This is a genomic window from Nocardia albiluteola, assembly GCF_018860155.1.
Classification (GTDB): domain Bacteria; phylum Actinomycetota; class Actinomycetes; order Mycobacteriales; family Mycobacteriaceae; genus Nocardia; species Nocardia albiluteola.
Genome location: NZ_JAHKNI010000007.1, coordinates 420,599 through 445,027 on the forward strand (window position 1 = coordinate 420,599; position 24,429 = coordinate 445,027).

Below are 24,429 nucleotides of genomic sequence, written 5' to 3' on the forward strand. Positions count from 1 at the left end.
GCGCGGGCCTGTGAGCAGGCTGGGAGCGCAATGACAGCTTGCTGCCAAGCCTCCTTGTCACGCGGTAGCCGCACCGGCCGCCGGTTCGGCCTCGGCCCAGGCGGCACTGAGGATTTCGCGTCAGTCCGCCGTGCGGCCGCTCGGCTCGGGCAGTTCCGGAATGGAACGCAACGGCGGGAACGGGTGACGGGGTTCGCGCACGCCGCTGCCGCCGTCTCGCCGCAACCACAGTCGCACCGGCGACCCGGCGGGCACCCGCGCGCCCCCTTCGGGGCTCTGATCGGTGACGATCCAGCCGGATTCGCCCGGACCCGGCAGGGGCGTGCCGGGATCGCCGCTGATGGCCGTCAAGGCGTTGTGCGCCAAGACCTCCCGGGCCTTCTCGTATTCCAGGCCCAGTACGCCGGGCACCTGAGCCGTCGATCGCCTGCGCCGCTCCCGCATGACGGCGCTGACCACGTCGGAGACCGTGTCGCCTTCGATATCGATATCGACTTCGCCTGCGGCGCTTGGGGATTCGGCCTGGCGTCCCGTGCGCTCCGGTTGCTCGTCGAGGTCGCGCCAGCGCTCCCAGGCCGACTGCCGGGTCACCCCGAGGTAGGTGGCGATCTCGGCCCACGACTTCGACTCGCGTCGCGCGATCCGCACCGCGTCGAGTTCCTGCTGATCCAGCAGGCGGCGCACGGCGCCGATATCGCTCAGCGCGGTGAGGGCGTCGTCGCCGGTGCGCGGTTTGCCGCGCCGGGTCGTGAGCCGTCGCCAGGCGGCCGCACCCTCATCGTGGGACTCCGACTTGCTCATGCTGCAAGGTTAACCTGACACCCGTCGCCCGCCCAGGGGTTGCGATGCCGCTCTGAGCGAACGCCGGGTCCCTCCGGAGCGCGGTCGCCGGCCGGGGGGCCGCAGCAGCCGACGCACGAATTACCTTCGGAGCGTGTCGATTACCGTCTGCGCCGCGTGTGAGGGCGTGCGCTGGGCGTCGTGCGCCACGGTCAATTTCCATGGAATCGCCCCGGCCTGCGGATCCAATGCGACGAGCGCCGGATGCCGTCCGGCTACGGACCGGGGGACCAGCACGACGCCGAAATCCTTGGCCGCCAGCTCGAGCGCGAACTCCTGGTCGGCCACCTCGATGACGGGGCGGCGCAGCGGAAACCACTCCTCGGCGATGCGGCGGATGCCCCAGCCCGGGGGATAGTCGATGAACCGCACGCCCGCGACCGCCTCCGGTGTGATCGCCATATTCGCGAGTCGATGCTGCGGCGGTACGCACAGCACGATGGTCTCCTCGCTGATCGGATACAGCCGCAGCCCCGCGATCTCATCCTCGGTGCCGGCCAGCAGCGCGATGTCGAGGCTGCCGTCCAGCAGTCCGATGATATTGCCGCGCACGCCCGCCATGCTCTGGCGCATCTGCACGGTCAGGGCCGGATAGCGCCGGTGCATATCGGCGAGCACGCCGGCCAGGTCCAGGGAGCGGATGTTCATGAGGTTGCCGATCACCACCTCGCCGCGGACCTCGCCGCGCGCGGCATCGATCGCATCGACGATCTCGCGTCGCGCCCGCAGCATGGACTTGGCGGGCCCGACCATGGCCCGTCCGGACTCGGTGAGCTCGAGCGCACGGGGCGTCCGGTCGAACAGCCGCACACCGAGCTCGCGCTCGAGCTTGGCGATGCTCGTCGACACCGCGGACTGCACCAGGTTCAGCGATCTGGCTGCCGCGGTGAAGGACCCGAGGTCGCGGCAGGCCAGAAAGCATTCGATCTGACGCAGCTCCATGGCTGTCAGCCTACCTGTGTATCTATGTTGTCGATGGGGGTATCGAAATTCATCGCTTCCATTGATTGCCCTAGCGGCCGATCATGGACAAGTGACTATTTCGACCGCCCCGGCTCCCGCCCCCGCCCAGGCCCGGCTGACCCGGATGCTCGTGCTCGTCTTCGCGGTGACGGCCGGTTCGTCCGCGGGATGTCTCTACTACCTGCAGCCGCTGCTGCATCAGGTCGGGGGCGACCTTCGGATCTCCACCGCCACCGCGGCGCTACTGGTCAGCGCGGCGCAGGTGGGCTACCTGTCCGGCCTCGCGCTGCTGGTGCCGCTCGGCGACTTCGTCGAGCGCCGCCGGATGGTGCCCGCGCTGCTGGCGGCCTCGGTCGTGGCGCTGGCGGTCTCCGCGGCGGCGCCGACCTTCCCGATCCTGCTGATGGCCGTGTTCGCCACCGGCGTCACCGCCTCGGCCGCCCAGGTCGTGGTGCCGTGGGCGTCGGCGCTGGCCGAACCGGCGCGTCGCGGGGAGATCGTCGGCACCGTGATGAGCGGGCTGCTGCTGGGCATCCTCCTGTCTCGGGTGCTGGCGGGCGCGGTCGCGCAGCTCGGCGGCTGGCGGTCGGTGCTGATCGCCGCCGCGGCAATTCAGCTGGCGATGTCGGTGAGCGTCTATCTGCTCACGCCGGTCACCGGTCGCGCCGCGTCGGGGGAGCGGTACGGGGAGGTGCTGGTCTCGATCCTCGCGCTGATCCGGCGCCACCCGATGTTGCGCCACCGCATGGCGCTCGGTTTCATCGGCATGGCGTGCTTCTCCGCGGTCTGGACCGCGCTGGCATTCCTGCTGTCGGGGGCGCACGGCAGCCCATATCACTACTCCCAGTTCGTGATCGGACTGTTCGGCATCGCGGGGGTGGCGGGTGCGCTGGGTGCGCCGGTGGTGGGCAGGCTCGCCGATCGCGGACATCTGCGCACGGTGACGACGCTGGTCTGGGTGGTGCTGCTGGCCAGCTGGGGGCTGCTGGCCTGGGGCGGGCACGAACTCGCGATCCTGATCGTGGCGCTGCTGGTCTTCGACTTCGGAATCCAGGGGATCCAGCTCTCCAACCAGAGCGCGATCTATGCGCTGGATCCGGCCGCGCGCAGCCGCCTGACCACCGCCTACATGGTGACCTACTTCCTCGGCGGCGTTGCCGGATCGGTCACCGCGGGCTGGGCCTACCAGTCCGGCGGCTGGGCGAGGGTGTGCGAGATCGGTTTCGCGGCAACGGTTTTCGGTACCATCCTGTGGGCTGCGTTCGCCCGGCACATTCCCGCGCGGGCGACCACCGCCGATACCCCGGACTGAGTCGGCGGCTGCCGTCCGCGGCATGCGTCTCGGCCGCCATCCCTCCGACGTCAGGGATCTGAGTGCGACAGCGCGGGAATCGTGGATAGGCGCGATACCCGGCGGCGGGCGCGTGGCCCCGGCGCGGAGTCGGTCGGGGCCAGGCTACGGACGGGGCCACGGGCGGCCGTGGTAGCGCTCGATGTCCGTGTTGAACCGCTCGAGGTAGCCGACCAAGGCGCTCAGCTCTTCGGGGGACCACTCGGCCAGGATGGCGTCCAGGTGTCGAACGGACTCCGACCGGTCGGCCTCCAGTTGCCGGGCGCCCTCCGCGCTGACCTGGAACTTGCGGGCCATGCCGCCCTCGGGATCGGGGATGCGGTCCACCAGCCCGGCGCGCCGCATGGCCGCGGTCTGCCGGTTCACCGTCGAGGTGTCCAGGCCCAGGGCCTCGCTCAGCTGTCCGATGGACATTGCGCCCTCGACGCGCAGCCGGGACAGCAATGTGTACGCGCTGCGATCGAGACGGGCGGCGCTGCGCTGTGTGGTCAGGCTGTATCGCCCGAGCAGCATCGTCTCGAACTCGAGCTGGCCGGTGAGGCTTTCGGCGGGTTCGTCCGGCGGCCGCGGTGTCACACCGTGCTCGCGTGGATCAGGCCCGGTCCGTCGGCGGGGCCCGGGTCGGGGCGCCCGGAATAGTTCGAGATGGCCTGGGCCGCGAACAGCACCTCGACCCGCGTGAAGCCCAGCGCGTGCAACTGCGCCCGGTATTCCTCGGCGGTGCGGGCGGTCAGCCAGGGTTCGCCGACCGCGGCGACACGTTCGGCCCGTTCCCGCTGCGCCGCTGCGTCCACCACCGCCGGAGCCAGAAAGTCGAACACCACCTCCCCGCCGCCGCCCTGTCCGGCGATATAGCTCAGGGTGCTCTCGATCGCCGCCGCGGTCAGGTACATCACCACCCCTAGCCACAGGAACAGTGCGGGACGCGCGCGATCGAATCCGGCCGCGGCCAGGCCGTCGGCGAGGGATTCCCGCTCGAAATCGACCGGAGCGTAGCTGAGCGTGCCGGGGATCGCGATGCTCGCCTCGGCCAGCCGGGTGCGTTTCCACGCTTGGGTGTCGGGGTGGTCGACCTCGAAGAAGTGCACGTCGGGGTGGGGATTGCGGTAGGCCGAGGTGTCCAGGCCCGCGCCGAGCACGACCACCTGCCGGGTTCCGACGGCGACCGCGGCCGCCACGGTATCGTCGGCGAAGCGGCTGCGGGCGGCGATGAGCAGCCGCCGCGTGCGGATCCGATCCGGATCCAGGGCGGTGTCGAAGATCTCGGGCCGGCCGGTGGGCGGGCCGACGATCTTCGCCGCCAGGGGATCGGTGAATATCCGTGGCTCGTCGAGGGTTTGGTGATCGGCCCGAGCCCAGGCCACCGCGATCGCTGTCTTGCTCGGTTCGCCGGTCTGCATGGCGTCACATTACCGCCGGGCGCACGCCACATCCGTGCGCGATCGGTCACAAACGGCCTCGGGTTCGTTCCCGGCCGTGGGTCGACGCGCTGCAGCTGCCGCCGGGGAAGTAGTCGGGTGTTAGATCCCGGCGGAGGTCGCCACCCGGTCGGCCGTATCCACCACCGCGGCAATCTGTTCCGCCGTCGGCGTGCCCGCGGCGGCCCGGTTGCGCGGATCGTCCTGTGCCCTGCGCATGACGCCCTCGGCGATGATCGCGACCTTCCACAGTCCCAGCGCGTGCCAGAATCCCAGTGCCGCGGTGTCTCTGCCGGTCGCGGCGAGATATTCCGCGGCGATCTCGGCGCGCGAGGGGAAGCCGGGCAGGGTGCACATGGCGAAATTGCCCACCCCGGATTCGCCGGGTTCGGGCCAGTACGCCAGCAGGCTGCCGATATCGGCGAGCGGATCGCCCAGCGTGCACAGCTCCCAGTCCAGCACGGCGTCGATCGCGCCGGACTTCGGATCGGTGATCACGTTGCGGATGTGGAAATCGCCGTGTACCAGCGCGATCTCGTGCTGCTCCGGGATCGCGTCGCGCAGCCGCTGGGTGAGGCGATCCAATTGCGGCAGCTCGCGGGTGCGCGACTGTTCCCACTGTCGTGACCAGCGCGCGAGCTGACGCCCCGCATACGGTTTGTGGCTGGCCAGATCCGTCAGGCCGGTCGCGTCGAGATCTACCGCGTGGATGCGGGCCAGCGTGCGCGGCAATGCCGTTCCGATCGCGTGGCGATGCTCGGGCATCAGCGATTCGGCGATGGCGACGCTGTCGACGACCAGGCCGCCGACGAATTCCATGAGTACCACCGGGGTTTCGCCGTCGCGGAACACCCCGTGCACGCGGGGGACCGGAACCTCGGTCGCCTCCAGCGCGGACAGGATCCGCGCCTCGCGCGCCACGTCGTGCGCCGAGGCGAGCAGCCGGCCGAGCGGCGGACGGCGTAACACCCAGCGACGGCCGTCGGCATCGCCGAGCTCGAAGGTCAGATTTGATTGGCCGAGCCCAACCCTGGTGGCGCGCAACGGAAGCCGGTGCTCGAGGCCCGCGTCGGCGAGCCAGCCGCCGATCGCGGCCTCGTCCAGATCGAAGCCGCCCTTGCCGTCGGGCCGGATGACCGAACCCGAATCCTGTTGTAGCTGTTCCGATCCCGCGTGCGGCGGGGTGTCGTCCGTCATGCGCCGGCGACCCCGCGCTGCCGATACCGGCCCAGCTCGGCCCGCGCGATGCTGCGCTTGTGCACCTCGTCCGGGCCGTCGGCCAGGCGCAGGGTGCGCAGATGCGCCCAGAAGCTCGCCAGCGGGAAATCCTCGGTGACACCGGCGGCGCCGTACACCTGGATCGCCCGATCGACGATCTTCAGCGCCATATTCGGGGCCGCGACCTTGATCGCGGCGATCTCCACCCGCGCCTGCTTGTTGCCGACGGTGTCCATCATCCACGCCGCCTTGAGGGTCAGCAGGCGGGTCTGCTCGATCTCGATGCGGGCCTCGGCGATCCAGTCCTGGATGTTGGCGCGGTCGCTGAGCTTGGCGCCGAAGGTGGTTCGCGATTCGGCACGGCGGCACAGCAATTCCAGGGCCCGCTCGGCCATGCCGATGGCGCGCATGCAGTGGTGGATGCGGCCGGGCCCCAGGCGGGCCTGGCTGATCGCGAAACCCTCACCCTCGCCGGCGAGTACGTCGTGCAGCGGCACCCGGACGTTGTCGAAGGTGATCTCGGCGTGCCCCTCGCGATCGTTGTATCCGAACACGGGCAGGTTGCGCACCACCGTGACGCCGGGCGCGTCGATCGGAACCACCATCATCGACTGCTGGCGGTGCGGCGCCGCGGCGGGATCGGTCTTGCCCATCACGATGAGCACCCGGCAGTTCTGGTGCATGGCGTTGGAGGCGAACCACTTCCGCCCGTTCAGCACGTATTCGTCGCCGTCACGCCGCATGCTCATCTCGATATTGGTGGCATCCGAACTCGCGACGGCTGGTTCGGTCATCGCGAACGCCGAGCGGATGGTTCCGGCCAGCAGCGGCTCCAGCCAGCGCTGCTTGTGCTCCTCGGTGCCGAACAGTGTCAGCACCTCCATGTTCCCGGTGTCCGGGGCCGCGCAGTTGCACGCCTCCGGGGCCAGCGCCGGGCTGCGGCCCATGATCTCGGCCAGCGGCGCGTACTCCAGATTGGTCAGGCCCGGACCCCATTCCGGATGCGGATGGAACAGATTCCACAGCCCACGCTCGCGCGCTTGGGCCTTGAGGTCCTCGAGGATCTGCGGATGGTGGTGCGGGTCGCCCGCCGCGCGCATCTGCTCGGCATAGACGGACTCGGCCGGGTAGACGCACTCGTCCATGAAGGCCGTGAGGGTCTTGACATATCCCTGTGCGCGGTCCGAACCGGTGAACAGGTCCATCGGGCTTTCCTTCCTACGGGCCGCACCGTCGCGACCGGATCGGGTGGTGACATCGGCCGTACACCGAATCTAATCTCGAGAAACGAATCCCACGTCGAGTTGCGGGTCAGGCGCCGTGGACGTCGCGGGCGAAGTCGATCAGCGCGGTGTTGACCTCCGCGGCGCGCTCCTGCTGAATCCAGTGGCCCGCGCCGTCGAGCAGCAGGGTGCCGCGCAGGTCGGTGAGCACCGCCGCGAGCTTCGACGGCGGGGAGAACCGCAGCACCGCGTCGTCCGCGCCGGCGATGAAGAGCGCGGGGCAGGTAATCTTCGCGTCGGCCAGCTGCGCGGACAGCTCCCAGTCGCGGTCCAGATTGCGATAGTAGTTGAGCCCGCCGGTGAAGCCTGTTTCGCTGAATACTGCTGTGTAGTAATCCAATTCGGCCTGGCTCAGCCATGGCGGCAGCGGCCGGTCGGCGCCGTCGCCCGTGGTCAGGTCGGCGACGGTGAGGACATCGTCGTGCAGCAGGGATCGCCGGACGTCGGCGGCCATCGCCGCGTCGGGGATGTCCCGCTGCTGGAACCAGTTCATGTAGAAGTCCTCGCCCAGCCGGGCGCGCAGGATCGATAGGGGCGGGGCCTGCGGGCGCGGTGCGATCGGGACGCTCAGGCCCGCGACCGCACGTACCCGGCCGGGGTGGCGCAGCGCGGTCTGCCAGACCACCGAGGCGCCCCAGTCGTGGCCGACGAAGAGGGCATCCTCGAGCTCCAGCGCATCGAGCAGCCCGACCATGTCCCCGCAGAGTGCCGCCATCGCGTACGCCTCGACCTCCGGGGGCCGCGAGCTGCCGCCGTAGCCGCGCATATCCGGTGTCAGCGTGCGGAATCCGGCCGCCGCGAGCGCGAAGACCTGGTGTCGCCAGGAGAATCCGAGCTCGGGAAAGCCGTGGCAGAACACCACCGGCGGCCCCTGGCCGTGGTCCACCATGCGGAGTTCGACGCCGTTCGTCGCGATCGTGCGGGTGCCCAGTCCGAGCCAGTCCTGGACCATCGTATTCGCCTGCATCCTCGCCCCATTCGTCCCGCGAGGGCGGTGTACCGATCGCGGTGCCCGCCACGGTATTCAAACTTGACGTCGAATTCAAGTATGGCGTGTAAAGCGCTCAGAACCACGGGCGGCGGGTGCCGGGGAGATCGGCGTCGCCGCGTTCGCCGGGTACCACGCCCAGCACCTGGTGCAGTCCGAGCTCGCCGTCCTGGAAGCCGACCGCGGAGGCGGCCATGTAGAGCCGCCAGACCCGGGCGCGCCCCGCACCGGCCAGGGACACCGCGCGATCCCAGTTCTCCTCGAGGTTCGCCACCCACCGGCGCAGTGTCAGCGCATAGTGCTCACGCAGCGATTCGACATCGCGCACCTCGAAACCGGCGCGTTCCATCGCGAGCACGACCCGTCCGACGTCGATCAGCTCCCCGTCCGGGAAGACATAACGCCCGACGAAGGACCGCCCGCCTATCACCGAGCCTCCTGCCGCCGAGATCGCATGGTTGAGCAGGCGGCCCCGCGGGTCCAGCAGGGCGCGCAGGGTGTCGAAGTACTCCGCGGTGCGCTTCGTACCGACATGTTCGAACATGCCGATCGAGGAGATCGCGTCGAATCGCTCGCCGCGCAGCTCGCGGTAGTCGGACAGGCGGATCTCCACGCTGTCGGACAGGCCCGCCTCGGCGACCCGCTTGCGGGCGAGCTCGGCCTGGGCCCTGCTGATCGTGACGCCCACGACCCGCGCGCCGTACACCGAGGCCGCGTGCATCGCCATGGAACCCCAGCCGCAGCCGACGTCGAGCAGGCGCATGCCGGACCGCTCACCCAGGCCCAGCTTGCGGCAGATCAGATCGTGTTTCGCCGCCTGGGCGCCGGTCAGGTCGACCGCGGGGTTCGCGCCGTGGCGATCGAGGTCCCCGGGTGCGGCGAACCGCCCGCAGGAGTAGGTCATGCTCGGGCCCAGCACGAGGCGATAGAAGTCGTTGCCGACGTCGTAGTGATGGCTGATCGCCGCGGCATCGCGACCCCTGGTGTGCAGGCGGCCGCGCCGGGGCCGGGCCTCCTCGGGCGGTACCGGCGGCCGCCGCCCCAGCGCGCCGAGCTCCCGGGCGGCACCGACGGCGTCACGCGTGGTTGCCAGGGCTCGCCGGACGGAGGCGGGGGTGATGTCCGTACTGCGCGGCGCGGTAGACCGCAGGGCGCGAACGGTTTCGAAGATGTCGCCGTCGAGATCCACACTGCCCGAGACATATGCGCGCCCGAACCCGAGTTCGCCTGGGGCCCAGACCAGATGGCGCAGCGCATCCCTGGACAGCACCCGCAGCGTGCCGGGGAAATCACCCTCGGGTCGTATTGTGCTGCCGTCCCAGAACTCGAAGCCGATCGCGGGCGCGGGCCCCAGCATGGCCCGGATCAGTGGGTGACATGCTTCGGCGACCGTTGCGTGTTGTCCCATGTTTCCCACTATGCCCGCGATTTTCGCGCGGGGCCCGGCGGCGGGCCGGGGGCCGGGTATTAACGAAAGCTCGTCGCGATATTCGGCAGTGGTCGGCGGATCCGAGCGCCATGGTGCACTCCCGTGCGGCCGTCGTCCGGATGCACTGTCGGCGCCCGGCGGAGTGGATGTCGAGAGCCGCTTCGACTTCGTCATTCGGCGGTCGTCGGCGGATCGGGGGAGCTGTGGCGGGCTTTCGGCGCGGCTGCGGCCCGGTGCGCTATCGGCGTCCGTCGGGTGCGCTCGCCCGGCGCTCGGTGGAGTTTGCGGCGATGGCCGCTTCGACTTCGTCGACGGCGGTGCGAATGGTTGCGCCGTACGCGTCGTTCCCGAGGGCGTCGAAGTACTCCCGGGCGGCGGCGAGGTGGTGCTGCGCGGCGTCGAACGAGCCGAGCCGGCGCAGATTGTCCGCGATATTCAGGTGCAGGGACGGGTAGAACCCGCGAACGTGGAGCCCGGCGTGATGCCGCTGGGCGCGGTCGTCGGTGAGGGAGTCCGCTGCGTCCAGTGCGCGGGTGTCCCACATCAGTGCCTGCGCCGCGTCGTCGTGCAGGTCGGCCAGGTAGTGCGCGAGCGTGCAGCGATGCAGCGGATCGCCCTGCGGCCCAAGCGAATCCCAGATCCGCCGCAGGGCGTCGCGAGCGGAGTCGGGATCTCCGGCGCGCCCCGCCGTCACGGCTCGGGTGAGCGCGGCCATCGTATCGTCGGCACTCGACGTGGGACCGCCGGGCGCCGATTGTGCAGCGGTGTACATCTCTGATTCTCCTTGCTGGAGCAGGTGTTCGGGGGCGAGCAGTACGGTTGGGAGCGGGCGCCGGGCGTGCCGGGGAGCTGGGCGCAAGGCGCAGGCGGCGTCGGCGAGCCAACGCTGGTGAGGACCGAGAGTGCCATGCTGGGCCGGCTTCAGTGTGGTGCGCGCGTCGGGTCGTGCCTCGCGCTGAGCGGGTTGGCGCGGCCGAGCGCTGTGGCGTCTCGATAATTGCGGTCCGGCCGATCGGGTCTCGACCCTAGGCTCCGGCGCTGCTGCCCGGCGCACACGGCATAGCGAGGGTGGTGAGCTCGCCGGCGGTGGCCGATCGGATGACGATGGGGTCGGCCGGGCCCGCGATATCGAGCATGATTTCGGGGCCGACGGCGCCGGCGATCGCGGGGGACAGGGTGGCGGGGTCGAAGGCCAGCCGGACGCCGGATCCGTTGACGGCGGCCGGAATTCGTCGTGCGGCACCCACGGGGTCGGCGGATACCGTGACGGTCCCGGCATTCCCGTCGGTCTCGACGACGCAGCGCAGCGTGCCGTCTCCGGCCTCGCGCACCGCGGCCAGGAACGCGTCGCGGTCCACCACGACCCGGGTGCGGGGCGGGGCGAGGGCCGCGAGCATCGCCCGGTAGTCGGGAAACGGCTCGTCGATGCTCGGGCAGCGATGCTCGGAGTCGAGACCGGTCACCGTGAGTGCGTCCGGGGCGGGCGCCAGGCGGACCTGTCCGGCCCGCCGGAGCGGTTCGATCGATGTGGTGAGGGCGTGTGTCCGCACGACCAGCGACCAGGGCCGCGCGGGCGCCCGTGTCGGAACGAGCGCCCGGGTCGAGAGCCGGTAGCGATCGGTTGCGGTCAGGGTCACCGAATCGCCGTCCGCCTCGACGAGAATCCCTGTCAGCGCGGGTATTTCGGCATCGCGTGCGGCCGCGGACCGTACCTGCTCGATCGCCTCGGCCAGGTCGGCGGCCTGCAGCGCGACGAGATCCGGATCGGATTCGGCGACCAGCGCATCCTTGATCCGCGCGACGGCCGCCGCGGCCGCCCGGGCCCGCCGCTCCAGCGTGTCCACGTGGGTGTCGAGCAGCCGCCCGGCGCGCGCGGCGTCGCCGTTCAGCACCGCCGCGACGGTATCCAGCGGCACGTCGATCTCGCGCAGCCGCCGGATAGTCGCGGCGCGATCCCGCTGGTCGGGTGTGTAGTAGCGGTACCCGGTGACGGCGTCGACGTGTGCGGGCGGGAGCAGCCCGCAGTCGTCGTAGAACCGCAGCGCGGTCGCGGTCAGCCCGCTGGCCCGGGCCAGCGCCCCGATCGTGATGTACTCGGAATCGGTCACGCGACCCATCCTGAAGCCTCGGGTAACCCGAAGGTCAAGTCCGGGGCGGGTTGCAGCGCATGACCGGTGCTGTGGGCCCGGCGTTGTCCCGGCGATAAGCGTTGTGCCTGCGATAATCGGCCGGGCGTAGTTCCCAGGAGCTCGACCCCATTGCAGTTATGGTGCAATACCGTCTCGGTGTCCGACGAATGAACAGGAGCGCGGCATGGGGATCAAACGACGCGGGCTCATGGTCGGCGGTGCGATGGCGGCCGCGGCACTCGGTGGTGCGGCGGCGTGCTCGGCCTCGAGAGGCGGCAGGGCGGCCGACATGATCTTTGTCGGCGGTCCCGTCGTCACCGTCGGCCCCGGCGCGCCGGAGGTCGAGGCGCTCGCGGTGACCGGTGGGCGGATCACGCTGGTCGGGACCCGATCCGGGGTGATGGAGCTGCGGGGCCCGCGCACGAAGGTGGTCGATCTGGCCGGGCGCGCACTGCTGCCCGCATTCGTCGAGCCGCACAGTCATCCCTCGCAGATCGCCGCCGCGCTGGCGCCACCCGCGGTCGATGTGCGGCCGTTCGTGGTGCAAACCGGTGCGGAGGTGCTGCGGAAGCTGACCGATGCGGTGCACCGCGCGCCCGCGGGCACGCCGGTGTTGTTGTACGGCATCGACATTCTGTTGCAAACCGATCTCCAACTGCCGACGATGCAGCAGCTCGATGCGCTCGCACCGCACAATCCTGTGGTGCTGGTCGCGAACAGCGGGCATGCCGCCTACGCCAATTCCGCGGCGTTCGCGCTGGCGGGAATCACCGCCCGGACACCGGATCCGACCGGCGCGCGCTATGTGCACGGCCCGGATGGGCAGCTCACCGGCGAGGTGCTCGAGGTCGCCGCGATCATGCGGTTGGTCGCGCCGTTCGCCGAGAACGCCGAGTCGGCGATGCCGGGCAATATGCGCTGGGCCTACGGGCAGCTGGCCGGGGCGGGAATCGCGACCGCGAGCGAGCACGGCTACCAAGACTCCCAGCGTGGGCTGTACACCGCCATGGCCGCGGACCCGGACTGCGAGCTCCGCATCCGCGCCTACGAGATCGGCACCCCGCAGCTGGCCGCCGACCGCGGACACCTCGCGCCGCACGCCTGGCCCGGTGGGGACACGCTGTTCGCCCAGATCGGGATGAAGATGTGGGCGGACGGCTCGCCCTGGCAGGGCAATATCGACACCACCTTCCCGTATCTCACCGACGAGACGACCGCCCGGATGGGCCTGGGCCCGCATCACCACGGCGGCATGAATTACACCCCGGAGCAGGTCCGGCAGCTGGCGACGGCCTTCGTGGGTCAGGGCTGGCAGCTGGCCTGCCATGTGCACGGCGATGCCGCCATCGATGTAGTGCTGGACGCCTACGAGCAAGCGCTGACCGGGATGCCGAGCGATCTGCGGGTGCGCCTGGAACACTGCGGCGCCATGCGCCCGGATCAGTTCACCCGGGCACGGCGGGCAGGCGCGACGGTGAGCCTGTTCATGGAGCACGTCTACTACTGGGGCGATGTGCTCATCGACGAGCTGTTCGGAGCCGAGCACGGCGCGCACTGGATGTCCGCGCGCGCGGCCCTGGACGCCGGGTTGCGGATCTCCTTCCACAACGACGGCACCGTCACCCCGCCCGACCCGATCGGCAACATCGCGACCGCCGTCACGCGCGTCGCCAAGGGCAGCGGCCGGGTCCTGGCGCCGGAGCAGCGCATCGGCATCGACGAGGCCATTCGGGCCCAAACCATCGACGCCGCATGGCAATTGCATCTCGACTCCGATATCGGCAGCCTCGAGCCGGGCAAGTGCGCCGATCTCGTCGTGCTGTCCGGCAATCCGCGCACCACGGCTCCGGAACGCCTGCGCGAGTTGACCGTTCAGGCGACCTACCTGATGGGCCGGCAGACCCACGGCGACACGCTTGCGTGAGGCCTAGTCGCTCCGGCCTGCTGCGGTGAAAGTCTCAGGGATTCCGAACCTTTCCGGCCGACCGGGGGCGAGGAAGGTCACGACTCGCGCGACGCCTCCCTCGACCACCGACAGCACCTGGATGCAGAAGAGGCGGTAGGTGTCGTCCGGTTCGCGTTCGTAGACCGCGAATGCGGGCGATTCGTTGGCGCGGATCGGGACCATGCGCCACCGCCCCGGCGTCCGCAGGACGTTGTCGGCGAGGAATTCGCAGACGGCCTCGCGGCCCGAATACCACGCGGGGACGGGCGGCATCCCGAATTCCACCTCGGCACGCAGCAACTCGGCGAGGCCGCGAACATCGGCATGTTCGAATGCGGCGGCGTAGCGGTCGAGCAGGGTCCGGATGCCCGGCTCGTCCGGCTCGCTGAGCTCGTCGGGTACCGGGCCGGCCGCGGCGAGCTGGGTGCGGGCGCGTTGCAGTGCGCTGTTGACGGCCGCGGTCGTGGTGTCCAGCATCGTGGCGACCTCGCTCGCCCGCCAGCCCAGGACGTCGCGCAGCACCAGGGCCGCGCGCTGCCGGGCCGAAAGGTGTTGCAGCGCTGCGATGAACGCTAATCGGATCGTGCTGCGGTGGCTCACCACCGATGCGGGGTCGCCCGTCGCGGCGTGCAGGATGCTGTCCGGCGCGGGCTGGAGCCAGGGGATGCCCCGCTCCGGATTCGCCGCCGAGGCGCCTACGGTTTCGGCCGCCGTGAGCCCGGACGGCAGCGGGCGGCGCTTGCGGGTTGAGCTCCTCGAAGTCGGACAACGCCACCGGCGCGCCCTCGCGTTCGACGGAATCCCGCAGGACCATGACGCTCCTTCGATTCGGCCGGACGTCTGCGGCCGCACCCGTTGTTCTGCGTGCCGCCCGGCTCCGGGCAGAGGTCTTCGTTATAGAGACAATCGTGGGCGGTAGAACTCATCGCGCCGGCGGGATTTCCGCGATCGCGTGGGGCCCGACAGTGCATGGGGCTGGCGTGTACGACGATGGATCCATCGGTAACTATCAGTTTTCCGGTATGTCCTTCGACAGGCGTTCGGCGTAGAAAAGGCTGATAACCATAGATTCGCCCGCGAGGTCGGCGCCGGCGATCCGCCCTTCGATTCGAGGAGGTTCATGGTGAAGCAAGTCGTGCCGATCCTGATGGGTGGCCTGTTTCTGGCCGCGCTCGCGGCCGCGCCGGCGCAGGCCGGGTCGGGCACGTACGAGGCCGGGTCGGTCAAGGTCGGCTGACGGCGATTCCTAACCAACCGATCACTCGGTCGGGTAGCCTCGGGGACGATTCTTTCGCAGTCGAGACGAACGGGGCCGTGTGCATGAACGACCGGATCGAGGAGTTGCTGGCGAAGCTGGATCTGGCGGGGAAGATGCGGCTGATCTCCGGCGCGAGCATGTTCCGGATGGCGGGCGATCCGGCCATCGGGCTCGCCGATATGCCGGTCTCGGACGGGCCGTCGGGCGTGCGCGGCGAGCTGTGGGACGAACGCGACCCGTCGGTGAGCCTGCCCTCGGGCACGGCCCTGGCGGCGACCTGGGATCGTGAGCTGCTCGGCGAGATCGGCGCGCTCATCGCGGCGCAGGCCCGGCGCAAGAACGTGTACGCGGTGCTCGGGCCGACGGTCAATTTGCATCGATCCCCGATGGGCGGAAGGCACTTCGAATGCTTCTCCGAGGATCCGATGCTGACCGCGGAGATCGCCGAGGCCTACGTGCGCGCCGTGCAGGCGCACGGGGTCTCGGCCTGCCCGAAGCACTACGTGGCCAACGATTCGGAGACCGACCGCTTCACCGTGGACGTGCGGGCGGACGATCGCACGCTGCGCGAGCTGTACCTGTATCCGTTCGAGCGCAGCGTGGCCGCCGGGGCCTGGATGGTGATGGCGGCCTACAACTCGGTCGACGGTGTCACCATGACGGAGAATCCGCTACTGGCCGAACCGCTCAAGGGCAGTTGGGGTTTCGACGGCGTCGTGGTGTCGGACTGGACCGCGGTGCGGTCCACCGAGGGCGCGGCCGCGGGCACCGATCTGTGCATGCCGGGACCGCCGATGCTGTGGGGCGAGCCGCTCGAGCAGGCCGTGCGTTCGGGCCGGGTGCCCGAATCCGCGATCGACGAGAAGGTCAGGCGCATACTGCGCTTCGCCATGCGAGTGGGCGCCCTGGACGGAACACCGCGTGCCGTGCCCGAATTCGACGACGAGCGGGCGCGAGAGCTCGTGCGCCGCGCGGCCGCCGACGCGATGGTGCTGGTGCGCAACGAGGGCATCCTGCCGCTGGACATCGGGAATGCCGCACCGGGCGCCAGGGATTCGGCATCACCCGCGGAGAAATCGGGGCCTACGATCGCGCTGCTCGGCCCGGGGGCGGCCGAACCGCGATTCATGGGTGGCGGTAGCGCGACCGTCATCCCCGCCCACACCACCTCACCGTTGGAGGGGCTGAGCGCCGTGCTGCCGGTGGTGCACACCCCGGGCGTCCGGTTGTCGGACGCGCTTACCCCGGTGCCGCTCGAGCTGATCACCGATCCCGAGACGGGCACCCCGGGTCTGTCACTGCGATATCTGAACGGCGACACCGTGATCGACACTCAGCATCGTGCGGCGGGCAACCTCGTGTTGTTCGGCGACCCTGCGGCGGCGGAGGCCACCGAGATCGAGCTGAGGACCCGTCTTCGCGCCGACGTGGCGGGGGATTGGCGCATCGGCGTCGGCGCGATGGGGCGGGTCCGGCTCGAAATCGACGGCGACCTGGCCGATTCCGGCGAGCTGGTCATGACCGGCGGCGATCCCGTTGCCGCACTGCTGGATCCACCGCAGCGCACGGTGCTCAGGCCCCTGTCCGCCGGGCAGGAGGTCGACATCCGCATCACCATCGGGAATCTGACGCCGTTGCCCGGCCTGGGCGTATTCCTGGGCGTGACTTTCGGTGCGACGCGCCCGCGCCGCCCGGCGGCGGAGGAGTTCGCGGCGGCGGTGGAGGCCGCGCGCACCAGCGACGTCGCGGTGGTCGTCGTGGGCACCACCGAACAGATCGAGAGCGAGGGCATCGATCGGACCACATTGCGGCTGCCCGGACGCCAGGACGAACTCGTCGCGGCCGTCGCGGCGGTGAACCCGCGAACCGTCGTCGTGGTGAATTCCGGTGCGCCCGTGGAGATGCCCTGGCGCAACGAGGTGGCTGCGGTGCTGCTGTCCTGGTTCCCGGGGCAGGAGTTCGGCGCCGCGCTGGCCGATGTCCTGACCGGCGTGCGCGAACCCGGCGGCCGCCTGCCCACCACGTGGCCCGTCCGCATGGACGACGTTCCGGTGCTGCGCACCACCCCCGACGAGGACGGCGCGCTGGTCTACCGGGAGGGCGTGCACATCGGCTACCGCGCGTGGCTGCGTGCGGGCGTGCGGCCCGCATACCCGTTCGGGCACGGACTCGGCTACACGGAGTGGGAATCGAGCGACCTGACGGTCACCGGCCGCGTCGCGTCGCTGACCGTCCGGAACATCGGCGCACGGGCGGGCAAGCATGTCGTGCAGGCCTATCTGTCGCGTGCGGACAGCGCCATCGACCGGCCGGTGCGCTGGCTGGCCGCGTTCGCCACGCTCACCCTCGAACCCGGCGAGGCCCGGCGCGTGGACATCGCCCTGCCACGGCGCGCATTCGAGCACTGGACGGCCGAGGGCTGGATGATCGAACCGGGCACGTTCACCGTGCGGGTCGGCAATTCGGTCGACGATCTGCCGCTGACGGCGGACGTTGCCTAAGCCGGCGGCCCGCCTCGATCGAACCGATACCCGCAGCGGCGAGCGGACCACCGCGACCGGCCACTAACCCGGTCCGGCCGAACCCGGCGCGGTCCTGCTCGGACCGTGCTCGTGGTGCGGGTTCCGGCCCGGCTGGGAACTGTCTGTCAATCGACCCAAGGTTCCCTCAGAGTGGACTTGCGGCCATTGTTACCTCCCTTGCGCGGCTGTACTTTTCGGGTGTCCGTACGGATTGTTTCGAAAGGGTCAGCCATGCTCATCATCCCTGCGATTGTCGCCCTCTGCGCCACCGGAAGCGCCGGCGCCGGACTGGCCGCCTGGGCCGGAATGCTGTCGGGAAACATCTGATACCCCTCGAGAGGACCGGTCCGGCCTCCGGGATCGGTCCGGCACGCCCGGTGTGATCGCTGTGACGATCGCACCGGGCGTTTTGCTGTGTGCGCCATCGTCGTTCCCGTAGCAGATTTCCGGGTGTGTCCGCTGGTGAACAGCCCTGCCGCCGCCGATGATGGACCCGCGGACTGGCGTACTGGTCACTTGACCAGTACGCTGCGCCGAACAGGTCTACAGCATGACGCAGGACACAGCGAGCGCCCGCAGGGGCGGCGCCGCCCTGCCACACGAACGAAGGAGCGCGGCGTTGACGGTTTCGCGTCGATCGGTACTGACGGGCATCGCGGCCGCGGCGCTGACCGCCGGGGTAGCCGGAACGAATCCCGCTGCGGCCCAGTCCCTTCACCGCGACGCCGACGGCCAGGACTATCTGATCGGCTGCGGCATCGGCGATATCACCGGCGCCCCCGCGGGTCAGGGCATGATGGGTTACTCCGAGACCGACCAGGTGACCACCGGCCTGCTGATGCGCTGCTGGTCCCGGGCGTACATCGTGGTCGACCGGGCCACCGGCGGCCGCATCGCCTTCGTCAACACCGACAACGCGTGCCTGTTCCAGTCGGTGCAGCTCGAGGTGCTGCGGCGGCTGGCCGCGCGCTTCGGGGAGCTGTACACCGAACGCAACGTCAACCTCAACGCCACCCACAACCACAACTCCTGCGGCGGCACCGCCCGCGAATACGCGTACTCCGCCGCCGCGTACGGGTGGCAGCAGAACTCCTTCGAGGCCGAGGTGAACGGCATCGTCTCCGCGATCGCCCAGGCCCACGCCCGCCTGGCTCCCGGGACCATCCTGCTGGGGCACGGCGAACTGCACGACGCCAGCGCCAATCGTTCCATCCAGGCCTTCGCGCTGAACCCGGCCGAGGAGAAGGCGCTGTTTCCGCACGCGATCGACCCCCAGGTCACGGTGCTGCGGCTGCGTCAGGGTGGGCGGGACGTCGGCGCGATCACCTGGTTCGCCACCCACGGCACCTCGCTGACCGACCGCAACACCCTGATCTCGGTGGACAACAAGGGCTACGCCAGCTATCGCTGGGAGCACGACGAGATGGGCGTGCGTCATCAGGACGGGCAGCCCGGCTTCCTCGCGGCCTTCCCGCAGACCAATGCGGGTGACATGACGCCGAATCTGAACTGCACGAAGATGCATCCGTCCGGGCCGACCACGGACCAGCGGCTCAATTGCTCGATCATCGGCGAGCGCCAGTATCAGGCCGGGCGCAAGGCCTTCGCGGCAGCGCGGCCGATGACCAAGGGCGGCGTGGATGCGGTGTCGCACTACGTGAACATGGCCGATGTCGCGGTCGACGGCTCGTACACTCCCGACGGCAAACCCGGGCGCACCACCCCGGCGATGATGGGCGCCGCCGCGGTCGCCACCAGCGAGGAGGACAACTTCAACTCGCAGGTGTGGTTCCTGCACGAGGGGGATTCGAATCCGGTCGTGGCGGCGCTGGGTGGGGTGAATTCACCTGTCGAGCAGTGGATTCGGGATATGCAGGCGCCCAAGCTGATCATCCTGCCGCTCGGCGTCATGCCGCCGCGACCGTGGAATCCGCAGGTGCTGATGATTCAGATCATGCGCATCGGCGATCTCGTATTGGCTTGCGGCCCCGCGGAATACACCATCACCGCGGGCTACCGGATCCGCCGCCTGGTCGCCCACGCGCTGGGGGTGCCGCTGGAGAACGTGCTGATGCAGGGCTACGCCAACGGTTACAGCCAGTACGTGACCACGCCGGAGGAGTACGTTTCGCAGCAGTACGAGGGCGGGGAAACTCAGTTCGGCCGCTACACCCTGCCTGCGTACATGCAGGAATTCGACCGGCTGGCACGGGCGCTGGCCGCCCGCACCGACCTCGGCCGCGGCCCCGCACCGCTGGACTGGGCCTCCGGCCCGCAGCCGAACTTCCTGCCCGCGGCACCGCCGGACGCCCCCGTGGCCGGCCATGCCTTCGGCGACGTGCTGACCCAGCCCGGCGACTCCGTCCCCGGGCGCACCGTCGCCGCGGAGTTCTGCGGCGCCTACCCGACCAACGACTTCCACACCGGCGGAACCTATTTCGAGATCCAGCGCGCCGGCGGAACCGACTGGCAGCGAATCCACGACGACAACGACTGGTGCACCGAACTGCACTGGCGCCGCCCCGACGCCCAGCCTGCCGCCTCGATCGTCCGCATCCAATGGACCATCCCCGGCGACGCCCGCCCGGGCCGCTACCGAATCCGCTACACCGGCGACATCCGCGACGCCGCCGGCACGCTGACCCGTTTCACCGCCACCTCCGCGGAGTTCACCGTCGCCTGAATTCCCGGGCTCGGTAACGTGTCGGCGACAGGCGCGACATCGGCAGCGACTACCGTTGTGCGGGTGCCCAAGAGTCCACTTCCCGCCCTCGGTCGTGCGATCGGGCGTCGCCCGCTGGTGATGCGGGCCGCGCCCGCGATCCTGGCCCTGGAACGCCTGGTCCGGCGCGTCACCCGGGGCCGCCACGGAGTGCTGGACCTGGCGGGTCTGCCGTCTATGCAGCTGACCGTCCCGGGCCGGAAAACCGGTGTGCCCCGGACGGTTTCGCTACTGTATGTGCCCGATGGGCCGGACACGCTGCTGCTGGTCGGTTCGAATTGGGGACGCCCGCAGCACCCGTCCTGGTCGGCGAACCTGAATGCCGCCGAATTCGCCGAAATCCACACCCGCGGAGAGCGTTTCGAGGTCAAGGTGCGGCGGATGTCCGGTCCCGACCGGTACCGTGCCTGGAATCGGGCGCTCGCCGCGTGGCCCGGCTATGCGATGGAACAGCGCCTGGCCCCCGACCGGCCCTTTCGCCTCTACGAGCTCACCAGAATCTGATCCGACCGGCGCTCACGGCACCACGGTTACCGGCCAGCGACCAGCCTTGACCAGCCGCACCGCGACCGATCCGACGAGCCGGTGCCCGGCCTTCTCCGAGGCGCCGACGATGACCGCGTCGGCCTTGAGCTCGTCGGCGGCCGCGGCCAGGCCGGTGTAGGCGTCGCCGCGGCGGGTCAGGAACTTCCACCGCGTGGTGTACACGTCCTTGACCCGCTCGGCGTGTTCGGCGATGGTGTGGGCGATGTCGTCGGCCATCTCGGCGGTCACGCCCTGTACGTCGGCGCCGTAGGCGCTCTGCATCGCCATGAACGGTTGCACGTACACGATCGCCAGCAGCGCGTGCTGGCGGCGGGCCAGCCCGCCGGCGTACGCGGCCGCGCGCCACGACGCGTCGCTGCCGTCGACACCCGCCAGCACCACCCGGGGACCGTCGGTGCCCAGTTCGAATCCCGACCTCGCGTCGGCCGACCATTCCGGAGTCTTCTCCTGCGCCACGATTCGAGCCTAATCGAGCGGCGCGAGGTCGTCCGGGTGGTGGGGCACGGACCCGGCGCGTACCGGTAGGGTCGCCGAATGGCTAAATATCGGCTACCAGTGGCCGTCATGGGTGTGTCCGGTGCTGGTAAGTCGACCGTCGGGGTGCGGCTGGCGCGGGCGCTGGGTGTGGAGTACGAGGACGGCGACGACCTGCATCCGGCGGCCAATGTCGCGAAGATGGCGGCCGGTCACTCGCTCGACGATGCGGACCGGATCCCCTGGCTGGATGCGGTGGGCGCGTGGCTGGCCGGTCACGGCGGGGTGGTGAGCTGTTCCGCGCTCAAGCGGTCCTACCGGGACCGACTGCGTGCGGCCGCGCCCGGGGTGTACTTCGTCGAACTCGATGCCCCGCGCGAGGAGCTGGTCCGCCGGATGACCACGCGCAGCGGCCATTTCATGAAGGTGCAGATGCTCGACTCGCAGCTGGCCACGTTCGAGCCGCTGGACCCGGACGAGCCGGGCATCTCCGTGGACGCCATCGCCGAGCCGAGCGGTATCGTCATGGAAGTACTTGCCGCACTGGAGATTCCCGCCGAGTAGGGCCCATCCGGCGGGTCGATCGGCGGAACCGGTCAGCCGAGATGCTGTCCGTACCAGGCGGTCACCTTCTGCCAGGCCTGCGCCGCATCCGCCGCGTTGTAGCGCGGCCCGGTGTCGTTGAAGAAGGCGTGGTCCGCGCCCGGGGCGATGTACGTCTCGTGCGTCAGCCCCGCCTTGGCCATCGCGGACTCCGCGGCCGGGCGCGTCGCGCCGACGCGGGCGTCGAGGCCGCCGTAGATCGCCAGGATCGCGGCCTTGGTCCCGGACAGGTCGCCGCCCTGTGGAAACGGCCCGTAGAACGGCGTCGCGGCCGCGATATTCGGGGTGCCCGCGGTGAGCACCATCCAGGTGAGCCCGCCGCCGAAGCAGAAACCGGTGACGCCCAGCTTCTTTCCCGGCACTCGCCGCCCGAGCTCGGCCGCCCCCGCCTGCAGATCGGCGACGAAGCGGTCCTGGGGGATCTTGCCCAGCGCCGCGGTGGCCGCCGCGGGCTCGGAAAACGTTGCGGTACCGCCCTCCTCGGAGAGCAGGTCGACCGCGAGGGCGCTGTACCCGATCCCGGCGAAGCGGCCGGTGACCGAGCGGATGAAGTCGGTGAGCCCGGTGTTCTCGTGGATCACCAGCACGCCACCGCGCGGCGAGGGCGCCGCCGCCCAGGCCGCCTGCAGCGTGCGGTCCTGCGGGCCGGGGAAGGTGATGGGGGAGGAGGGCAGCGCACCCGCCGCGCCGGGCGGCCCGGCCGGTGTGGGCGTCGGCGCGGCGGCGGGCGAGGAAGGCGCCTGGTTCGTGTCGCCGTTCGACGACGAGCACGCGGCCAGCAGCGCCGAGGCCGCGGCGGCCCCCAGTCCCATCATGCCCAGGCGGCGCATGGCCTCGCGACGGTCGAGTATGCCGTCGGCGTGGTCGGTCGCGATCTCCTCGGCGATGTACTGCTGCAACGGCTCCATGAGCTCACCCTAATGCGAGGTCGCAGGGCCCGGCGGGCATCCATCGAAGCTCGAGGTACCCTGTGGACACCGGTCGGGATGATCTTGTACCGCTGGCGGATTTCCGTCGCCACGCCGGGAGACATCCAGAGTTAACGCGGCCTAACGTGGTCGAAACCTGATCTGGCCAGACTTTAGCTCACCGCTTGTGACGCGGCCCACGTGCGGCATCCGAGCGCGGCAAGGTCCCGGGCGGCCCCTCGCGAGCCTGCCCCAGTTTCGGCAGAGAGGGCGCCGAACATGACTCCGTATCATGATTGGCTCAACCCCGGCGACAACGCGTGGCAGCTGGTCGCGGCCACCCTCGTCGGACTGATGAGTATCCCCGGAATCGCCATCCTGTACGGCGGTCTCGTACAGAAGAAGTGGGCCGTCAACACCATGCTCATGGCCTTCACCGGGTTTGCCCTGGTGCTGGTCGTGTGGGTGCTGTGGGTGTTCAAGATGGGGTTCGGTGAACCCATGAAGCTCGGGCCGGGCATCCTGCGCGCGGCCGTCGGCGTCCCGCACACGATCCTGGGCAGCGACAACCAGAATCAGGCACTGATCCCGCTGCTCGACGGGACGATGCCGAAGTTCCGGTTCAGCGAAACCACGCTGGCCTATTTCCAATTCGTGTTCGCGGGCATCACCCCGCTGCTGTTCCTGGGCAGCGTGATCGGCCGGATCAACTTCCGGGTGTGGCTGCTGTTCGTGCCGCTGTGGGCGACGTTCGCCTACGGCGTCAACGCCTTTCTGTTGTGGGGTGGCGGCTGGTGGTCGCAGATGGGTGCGCTGGACTACTCCGGTGGGTACGTGATCCATTTGGCCGCAGGCACTTCCGGCTTCGTGGCGGCGGCGGTGATCGGCCCCAGGCTGGCCCGCGACCGCGAACGCGCGGTACCCAACAATCTGCCGATGGCCGCGGCCGGTGCGGGCATCCTGTGGCTGGGCTGGAACGGCTTCAACGGCGGCGACATGTACTTCTCGGGCGCGAATGCCTCCGAGGCCGTGATCAATACCAACCTCTGCACCGCGGTGGCGCTGCTGACGTGGGTGATCTGGGATCTGTTCGCGGGCCCGCAACGCAAGCCGACCTTCCTGGGCGCGGTGAACGGCATGATCACCGGCCTGGTCGCGATCACCCCGGCGGCCGGTTTCGTGAACAGCTTCGGCGCCATGGTGATCGGCGTCGTCGCCGCGACGCTGGTGTGGCTGTCGTGGAACAAGCTGGGCCGCACCAGATTGTTCAAGAAAGTCGACGACGCACTGGGCGTCTTCCACACCCACGGCGTCGCAGGACTCGCGGGCGGCCTGCTCGTCGGCGTGCTGGCCGACCCGAGAATCATTGTGTACCTGGGCAATGGCAAGGACGTGCAGGACGTGTCCTACGGCGGCTGGCTCTACGGGCACCACCCGAAGCTGCTGCTGTGGCAGGCCGGGGCCGCGGCGACGGTGATCGTGTGGGATGCCTTCGTGACGTTCGTGCTGCTGAAGTTCCTGTCGCTGTTCATGAAACTGCGCATGGACGACGCGGCCCTGGAGAGCGGCGATATCGCGGCCCACGACGAGGAGGCCTATCCCGACGAGAGCCTGATCGGGGCGGGCGTGGCGAGTGTGGCGGGCGCGAGAGCGGCGGTTGCGGAAAATGGCAGCAGCGCACCACCTTCACGCTCGAGGTGGCGAGAGCGGTTGTCCCGCAAGGAATAGCGGCACGATAACACGGGCAAGTCCGATAGCTGTCGCCCCGGGTTCGCGTCCCGGGGCGACGGCGTGTGCGTCGCCGCCGGGGTGCGCTCGAGCCTCTCGTCGGC

At 70.0% G+C, this 24,429-nt stretch carries 20 protein-coding genes; 7 read left to right on the top strand and 13 right to left on the bottom strand.

Annotated elements, in window-relative coordinates; translation table 11 throughout:
• Nucleotides 1-120 precede the first annotated feature (120 nt).
• On the bottom strand, nucleotides 121-801 hold the full coding sequence (locus tag KO481_RS22935) for a PASTA domain-containing protein (RefSeq protein WP_215919495.1): 681 nt from the start codon (nucleotides 799-801) through the stop codon (nucleotides 121-123).
• A 120-nt stretch (nucleotides 802-921) separates the two neighbouring features.
• A complete protein-coding gene (locus tag KO481_RS22940) occupies nucleotides 922-1,782 on the bottom strand; it encodes a LysR family transcriptional regulator (protein WP_215919496.1) in 861 nt (286 codons plus the stop codon).
• A 145-nt stretch (nucleotides 1,783-1,927) separates the two neighbouring features.
• Between KO481_RS22940 and KO481_RS22945 the strand changes: the two genes are divergently transcribed.
• On the top strand, nucleotides 1,928-3,115 hold the full coding sequence (locus KO481_RS22945) for an MFS transporter (protein WP_245401396.1): 1,188 nt from the start codon (nucleotides 1,928-1,930) through the stop codon (nucleotides 3,113-3,115).
• Nucleotides 3,116-3,259: 144 nt separating this feature from the next.
• Here KO481_RS22945 and KO481_RS22950 read toward each other — a convergent pair whose 3' ends face one another.
• The 8 genes from KO481_RS22950 to KO481_RS22985 form a co-directional block, all read right to left on the bottom strand.
• The gene (locus KO481_RS22950; protein WP_308166747.1) at nucleotides 3,260-3,730 is read right to left on the bottom strand and encodes a MarR family winged helix-turn-helix transcriptional regulator; all 471 of its coding nucleotides are present in this window, start codon (nucleotides 3,728-3,730) and stop codon (nucleotides 3,260-3,262) included.
• A complete protein-coding gene (locus KO481_RS22955; protein ID WP_215919500.1) occupies nucleotides 3,727-4,554 on the bottom strand; it encodes a class I SAM-dependent methyltransferase in 828 nt (275 codons plus the stop codon). The genes KO481_RS22950 and KO481_RS22955 overlap by 4 nt, the downstream gene beginning before the upstream one ends.
• A gap of 120 nt (nucleotides 4,555-4,674) precedes the next feature.
• A complete protein-coding gene (locus tag KO481_RS22960) occupies nucleotides 4,675-5,769 on the bottom strand; it encodes a phosphotransferase family protein (RefSeq protein WP_215919502.1) in 1,095 nt (364 codons plus the stop codon).
• On the bottom strand, nucleotides 5,766-6,995 hold the full coding sequence (locus tag KO481_RS22965; RefSeq protein ID WP_215919504.1) for an acyl-CoA dehydrogenase family protein: 1,230 nt from the start codon (nucleotides 6,993-6,995) through the stop codon (nucleotides 5,766-5,768). Before KO481_RS22965 ends, KO481_RS22960 begins: the two co-directional genes overlap by 4 nt.
• A gap of 106 nt (nucleotides 6,996-7,101) precedes the next feature.
• The gene (locus tag KO481_RS22970) at nucleotides 7,102-8,040 is read right to left on the bottom strand and encodes an alpha/beta fold hydrolase (protein WP_215919506.1); all 939 of its coding nucleotides are present in this window, start codon (nucleotides 8,038-8,040) and stop codon (nucleotides 7,102-7,104) included.
• 97 nt (nucleotides 8,041-8,137) lie between these two features.
• The gene (locus tag KO481_RS22975; RefSeq protein WP_215919508.1) at nucleotides 8,138-9,469 is read right to left on the bottom strand and encodes a class I SAM-dependent methyltransferase; all 1,332 of its coding nucleotides are present in this window, start codon (nucleotides 9,467-9,469) and stop codon (nucleotides 8,138-8,140) included.
• A 259-nt stretch (nucleotides 9,470-9,728) separates the two neighbouring features.
• Nucleotides 9,729-10,262, bottom strand: a complete 534-nt coding sequence (locus KO481_RS22980; RefSeq protein WP_215919510.1) for a hypothetical protein — start codon at nucleotides 10,260-10,262, stop codon at nucleotides 9,729-9,731.
• A gap of 253 nt (nucleotides 10,263-10,515) precedes the next feature.
• Nucleotides 10,516-11,598, bottom strand: coding sequence for a DNA polymerase III subunit beta family protein (locus tag KO481_RS22985; RefSeq protein ID WP_215919512.1), 1,083 nt, complete (start codon nucleotides 11,596-11,598; stop codon nucleotides 10,516-10,518).
• A 205-nt stretch (nucleotides 11,599-11,803) separates the two neighbouring features.
• Here KO481_RS22985 and KO481_RS22990 point away from each other — a divergent pair, with 205 nt between their 5' ends.
• Nucleotides 11,804-13,543, top strand: a complete 1,740-nt coding sequence (locus KO481_RS22990) for an amidohydrolase (RefSeq protein ID WP_215919514.1) — start codon at nucleotides 11,804-11,806, stop codon at nucleotides 13,541-13,543.
• 3 nt (nucleotides 13,544-13,546) lie between these two features.
• Here KO481_RS22990 and KO481_RS22995 read toward each other — a convergent pair whose 3' ends face one another.
• Nucleotides 13,547-14,416, bottom strand: coding sequence for an RNA polymerase subunit sigma-70 (locus KO481_RS22995; RefSeq protein WP_215919516.1), 870 nt, complete (start codon nucleotides 14,414-14,416; stop codon nucleotides 13,547-13,549).
• A gap of 468 nt (nucleotides 14,417-14,884) precedes the next feature.
• Between KO481_RS22995 and KO481_RS23000 the strand changes: the two genes are divergently transcribed.
• The 3 genes from KO481_RS23000 to KO481_RS23010 all read left to right on the top strand — a co-directional run bounded on the left by KO481_RS23000 (nucleotide 14,885) and on the right by KO481_RS23010 (nucleotide 20,570).
• Nucleotides 14,885-17,323, top strand: a complete 2,439-nt coding sequence (locus KO481_RS23000) for a beta-glucosidase family protein (protein WP_215919518.1) — start codon at nucleotides 14,885-14,887, stop codon at nucleotides 17,321-17,323.
• Nucleotides 17,324-17,963: 640 nt separating this feature from the next.
• Nucleotides 17,964-20,027: a neutral/alkaline ceramidase gene (locus tag KO481_RS23005; protein ID WP_215919519.1), complete on the top strand. Its 2,064-nt coding sequence runs from the start codon at nucleotides 17,964-17,966 to the stop codon at nucleotides 20,025-20,027.
• Nucleotides 20,028-20,090: 63 nt separating this feature from the next.
• Nucleotides 20,091-20,570, top strand: a complete 480-nt coding sequence (locus KO481_RS23010; protein WP_215919520.1) for a nitroreductase family deazaflavin-dependent oxidoreductase — start codon at nucleotides 20,091-20,093, stop codon at nucleotides 20,568-20,570.
• Nucleotides 20,571-20,582: 12 nt separating this feature from the next.
• Here KO481_RS23010 and KO481_RS23015 read toward each other — a convergent pair whose 3' ends face one another.
• Nucleotides 20,583-21,068, bottom strand: coding sequence for a universal stress protein (locus KO481_RS23015; RefSeq protein ID WP_215919521.1), 486 nt, complete (start codon nucleotides 21,066-21,068; stop codon nucleotides 20,583-20,585).
• Nucleotides 21,069-21,146: 78 nt separating this feature from the next.
• Between KO481_RS23015 and KO481_RS23020 the strand changes: the two genes are divergently transcribed.
• Nucleotides 21,147-21,650 (top strand): gluconokinase, encoded by a 504-nt coding sequence (locus KO481_RS23020; RefSeq protein WP_245401306.1) that lies wholly within the window; start codon nucleotides 21,147-21,149, stop codon nucleotides 21,648-21,650.
• Between the two features lie 32 nt (nucleotides 21,651-21,682).
• Here KO481_RS23020 and KO481_RS23025 read toward each other — a convergent pair whose 3' ends face one another.
• On the bottom strand, nucleotides 21,683-22,597 hold the full coding sequence (locus KO481_RS23025) for a dienelactone hydrolase family protein (RefSeq protein WP_215919522.1): 915 nt from the start codon (nucleotides 22,595-22,597) through the stop codon (nucleotides 21,683-21,685).
• Nucleotides 22,598-22,876: 279 nt separating this feature from the next.
• Here KO481_RS23025 and KO481_RS23030 point away from each other — a divergent pair, with 279 nt between their 5' ends.
• Nucleotides 22,877-24,325, top strand: a complete 1,449-nt coding sequence (locus KO481_RS23030) for an ammonium transporter (protein WP_215919523.1) — start codon at nucleotides 22,877-22,879, stop codon at nucleotides 24,323-24,325.
• Nucleotides 24,326-24,429 lie beyond the last annotated feature (104 nt).

What these genes read in the sequence shown, in the direction of transcription:
- KO481_RS23030 (WP_215919523.1), top strand. Translation starts at nt 22,877, where the DNA reads ATGACTCCGTATCATGATTGGCTCAACCCCGGCGACAACGCGTGGCAG.
- KO481_RS22935 (WP_215919495.1), bottom strand. Translation starts at nt 801, where the DNA reads ATGAGCAAGTCGGAGTCCCACGATGAGGGTGCGGCCGCCTGGCGACGG.
- KO481_RS22980 (WP_215919510.1), bottom strand. Translation starts at nt 10,262, where the DNA reads ATGTACACCGCTGCACAATCGGCGCCCGGCGGTCCCACGTCGAGTGCC.
- KO481_RS22945 (WP_245401396.1), top strand. Translation starts at nt 1,928, where the DNA reads ATGCTCGTGCTCGTCTTCGCGGTGACGGCCGGTTCGTCCGCGGGATGT.
- KO481_RS23000 (WP_215919518.1), top strand. Translation starts at nt 14,885, where the DNA reads ATGAACGACCGGATCGAGGAGTTGCTGGCGAAGCTGGATCTGGCGGGG.
- KO481_RS22975 (WP_215919508.1), bottom strand. Translation starts at nt 9,469, where the DNA reads ATGGGACAACACGCAACGGTCGCCGAAGCATGTCACCCACTGATCCGG.
- KO481_RS23025 (WP_215919522.1), bottom strand. Translation starts at nt 22,597, where the DNA reads ATGGAGCCGTTGCAGCAGTACATCGCCGAGGAGATCGCGACCGACCAC.
- KO481_RS22955 (WP_215919500.1), bottom strand. Translation starts at nt 4,554, where the DNA reads ATGCAGACCGGCGAACCGAGCAAGACAGCGATCGCGGTGGCCTGGGCT.
- KO481_RS23020 (WP_245401306.1), top strand. Translation starts at nt 21,147, where the DNA reads ATGGCTAAATATCGGCTACCAGTGGCCGTCATGGGTGTGTCCGGTGCT.
- KO481_RS22970 (WP_215919506.1), bottom strand. Translation starts at nt 8,040, where the DNA reads ATGCAGGCGAATACGATGGTCCAGGACTGGCTCGGACTGGGCACCCGC.
- KO481_RS22940 (WP_215919496.1), bottom strand. Translation starts at nt 1,782, where the DNA reads ATGGAGCTGCGTCAGATCGAATGCTTTCTGGCCTGCCGCGACCTCGGG.
- KO481_RS22965 (WP_215919504.1), bottom strand. Translation starts at nt 6,995, where the DNA reads ATGGACCTGTTCACCGGTTCGGACCGCGCACAGGGATATGTCAAGACC.
- KO481_RS22990 (WP_215919514.1), top strand. Translation starts at nt 11,804, where the DNA reads ATGGGGATCAAACGACGCGGGCTCATGGTCGGCGGTGCGATGGCGGCC.
- KO481_RS22960 (WP_215919502.1), bottom strand. Translation starts at nt 5,769, where the DNA reads ATGACGGACGACACCCCGCCGCACGCGGGATCGGAACAGCTACAACAG.